The organism is Massilia sp. PWRC2 (assembly GCF_049896725.1).
Lineage (GTDB): Bacteria > Pseudomonadota > Gammaproteobacteria > Burkholderiales > Burkholderiaceae_D > JAFCUW01.
Genome location: NZ_JAFCUW010000048.1, coordinates 1 through 921, shown reverse-complemented (window position 1 = coordinate 921; position 921 = coordinate 1). Strand labels below are relative to the sequence as shown.

Sequence of the window (921 nt, the reverse complement as noted above, 5' to 3'; positions counted from 1 at the left end):
CCGAAAACGGTGGCGCTTGCCGCCAGCAAGACCTATGACGGCAGCACCAGCCTGGGCGGCGCGGTCAGCATCGACAGCGGCATCATCGGCCAGGCCCTGCTCTACAGCGGCGCCGTGGCCAGCGACGCCCACGTCGCCAGCGGCGGCAAATTCATCGCTGCCATCACGCTGGCTGACGGCGCTGGCGGCGTCGCCAGCAATTACGCGCTGCCCCTGCTCACCGGCGCCAGTGCCGGCAACGCGGTGGCGATCAACGCCGCGCCGCTGACGGCGGCGCTGACCAACAGCGCGCTGAGCAAAACCTACGACGGCAGCAGCGCCGCGCCGGTGTTCGTGCCGACCTGGAGTTTTACCGGTCTGGTGGGCGGCGACAGCACTGCCACGCTCAATTACAGCAGCGCCGCTTACGATTCGATCCACGTCAACAGCGCCAGCCACGTCAGCGTCGCCGGCCTGTCGCTCGCCGCCATCACCGGCAGCCTCGGCTCGCAGGCGGGCGACTATCTGCTCACTGCGAGCAGCGCCGCTGTCGCCGCCAGCATCAGCACGCGGCCATTGTCGGCAGCACTGGTCAACAGCGCATATAGCAAACCCTACGATGGCAGCACGACGGTGGGCGCCTTCAGTCCCGCCTGGAACATCGCTGGCCTGGTCGCCGGCGACAGCGCCAGCTTGAGCTACACCGGCGCCGCCTACGATGCGGCGCACGTGGCCAGTGCCAGCAAGATCAGCGTGAGCGGGGTGGCGCTGGGCGCCGTCAGCGGCGTGGCCGGCTCGTTGGCCAGCGACTATGCGCTGCCAGCGAGCAGCTTCGACGTCGCCGCCACCATCAGCGCGCGCGCGCTGACGGCCACCCTCAGCAACGCCGGCGTCAGCAAGGTCTACGACGGTTCCACCAGCAGCAGCCTGCTGCCCACCTAT

Annotated in this window: 1 protein-coding gene; it reads left to right on the top strand. The window is 69.3% G+C overall.

Features of this window, described 5'->3' with window-relative positions; genetic code table 11:
- The coding region (locus ACP7BZ_RS22970; protein WP_426117515.1) for a YDG domain-containing protein at positions 1–921 on the top strand (921 nt) is incomplete at both ends.